Source organism: Endozoicomonas sp. ONNA2 (assembly GCF_024606365.1).
Taxonomy (GTDB): Bacteria; Pseudomonadota; Gammaproteobacteria; order Pseudomonadales; family Endozoicomonadaceae; genus Endozoicomonas.
This window is the reverse complement of record NZ_JAHHPO010001032.1, coordinates 1-2,530: the sequence shown is the minus strand read 5'-3', so window position 1 is coordinate 2,530 and position 2,530 is coordinate 1. Positions and strand designations below refer to the sequence as shown.

Genomic DNA, 2,530 nt, shown 5'->3' with positions numbered 1-2,530 from the left:
TATTAAATTGGTAAAATTCTTCCGGTGCAATCAAAACCTTACGGATTCAGGTGATTGTTCATAAGAGGGAGGGGCTTCTGAATAAGGGGGTGGGGCTACGGGGTTCAATTTTTAGTCCTCGTTCGTTGTTTTTGCTATAAATATCAAGCGGCCACAGGCAATAAAATCTGACTCACAGGTCGCTGGTAACAATAGATGCTTCAGGCTTTACTGAAGGTTCACTTGTACCAGACGGGTACCCTGCCAAGTATGGAGCCATGCCACCTACTCCTTGTAGGGGTTGCTCCTTGGCTTCTTGTTCGTAACAGGGTGGGTGAATTGAGGGATTTGCGTCAATATTCATTTCTATCCTCGTCAGTTTTTTATCATAAGCCAATAGGCTTTTAATAACGACTCACAAAGCATAGACCAAAAGGTTAGAAATGCATTGGCAATTTTTCGAAAATGTTATTTCTTTAAAACGACCATTAAACTTTGATTTTTCTGGTATCCAGCGGGCTGTTCACGGGGAACGAGGGGGGATGGGTATTAGTGCTTTTCCAGGGCAGCCTTCCCGGAACCGTTATTGTTCCAGAGGCTGACTGGATTGATCTTCAATACACGTGGGCCATTTAGTCAGGGTCAACATCCATGCTCTCATCTTCATCTGAATCGCGTGCTTCCGTATTATTGTCCGGAACCTCACTATTTTGATCATCCGGACGTGGTCTGGGGATTCCTGCCGCCCGTAACGGGGATTCCAGTTCTTCTCCTTCCATCATTGCAGGAGCATCCTGGCCCGTGAGCTTTATAGTCCCTCCCGCAGAAGTAATGTCAGCTCTCACAGAAGTCGCTCCTCCCCGCCAGGCGGGTACACCACGCTCCAGTAATCGCTGAGTGGCCGACGGTTGACTGGCAGGCTTGACTGCCACCGGTTCAGGAAAATTCGCCAGAAGGGTATCCAGCTTTTCACCTCTGTTTCTTGGCCACTCACGACTGATTTGCCGGGCAATCGCATAACCCATTGCCTGTTCTGCATTGCCTGACTGAGCACAGGCCGATGCAGCTCCCCCGACCGCACCCCGGGAGGTTTGGGAGGCATCTTCCAGTGTGTTTTGCTTGTTCAACAAATATCTGAAAAGCTTGTCCAGCTTGATCGAGCCTCTATGGACGAAGTCTTTGAAAAACTCCGTTTGCGTGAGAAAACCAGAGCTGCCACCGAATGCTGAAAATAGTAAAGAATACACGATCCCGGCATTGATCGATTTCTCAACCAGCAACCTGAGCAGCTCTTTAGTGCCACTGACGTTGCCAGGATCCTTGTAATCTTTAAACTGCATATAGGCCGTCGCTTCTACAGAGGGTGGTGTTACCCGATGTTCCAAAAACTCCGAGAGTGGGTCTTTCGCCTTGTTGTTTATTCCCGGCAGTCCAGGGTTTGCTGAAAAGGGTGATTTGCCAGAGTCTGACAGCGAAAAAATATCCCGGTCGGGTGAACATGGCGTTTGCTCAATGCCCTTTTGAAGACCACTATCTGCTGGTAAAAAGTTACCCGTCGGCAAGTCGAGTTGGCAATGATTTTGTTGACCTGACTGTTCATATTTCTCCCCTGCATGGTCATTTGCCAGCAGGCATTTATTCTCCCCTGCAGAACCGGTATCTTCCTGTTGCATAAAGGTTTGATACCATTGTGGATGATCAACGCTGTTGAAGTGGCTATCCAGAAATGCCCGGAACGAATGATCATCCAATAAATGTTCTGTGTCGATTTGACCCGGTTCCGGGTTCCCGGCCGCTGTGCAGTCAGTATCCTGCAGAAGTGTCAACCAGGCCTGCGGCGAATCCGGCAGCATCGGGTTTATCGTGTGGTCTGCCAGGGATGTTCTTGGCTGACTGTTCATGGCACCACAGCCACCCGTTGCGCAAAGCAGCACAACCAGACTCTCCTGGTAATTCTGGACCAGCCAATTGGCAAAACGAGTCCCGCAAGATGGCTTTTCAATGCTGTTGGATGGGGAGCTGGCCCCGGAGGTTGGCACACCCGCATTGGGGGTATTGAGCACAGCTTGTTGATGAGTATTGGTTATCATGTGAGTCAACTCCTGTGTTAATCAAGATCTTGATGGCAAGATTTAACGGTGTATCAGTACGGGTCTGTGACAATAGGTTCTCAAGTAATTTTCAAGGTAATGCGTATTCTCTCTCGGGAAGTGGAGCCGACGTTTGCCAATGAACTAAATCTTGTTCTTGTTGTCCAAAAATTCAGGATGCTTATTTATAAGAAAATGCTTCACGCACAGAATCTAATATTCAAGGACTTGTTAATATGAATACTAATTATGAGGGAACTTCTTTCATCAGAGATCAACTTGGCAAAATCCCTGGCGACGTAACACTGGATTTTGAGTTTGGAGCATTAGGCTCCACTTCAACCACCTTTGGAACCACCTTTGGCCATTCCCTGAGAAGGGTAAAAGATTACTCGCCAATAACAATAATAAGGAATTGTCTGTAAATAACTTCCGCATATTCAGATGCTCCACCGCAATCA

1 protein-coding gene is annotated in these 2,530 nt (G+C 47.6%); it reads right to left on the bottom strand.

Annotated features, from left to right (window positions below; genetic code table 11):
- Positions 1 to 611: 611 nt before the first annotated feature.
- Positions 612 to 2,069, bottom strand: coding sequence for a hypothetical protein (locus KDK14_RS18330; protein ID WP_257266642.1), 1,458 nt, complete (start codon positions 2,067 to 2,069; stop codon positions 612 to 614).
- Between the last annotated feature and the right edge of the window lie 461 nt (positions 2,070 to 2,530).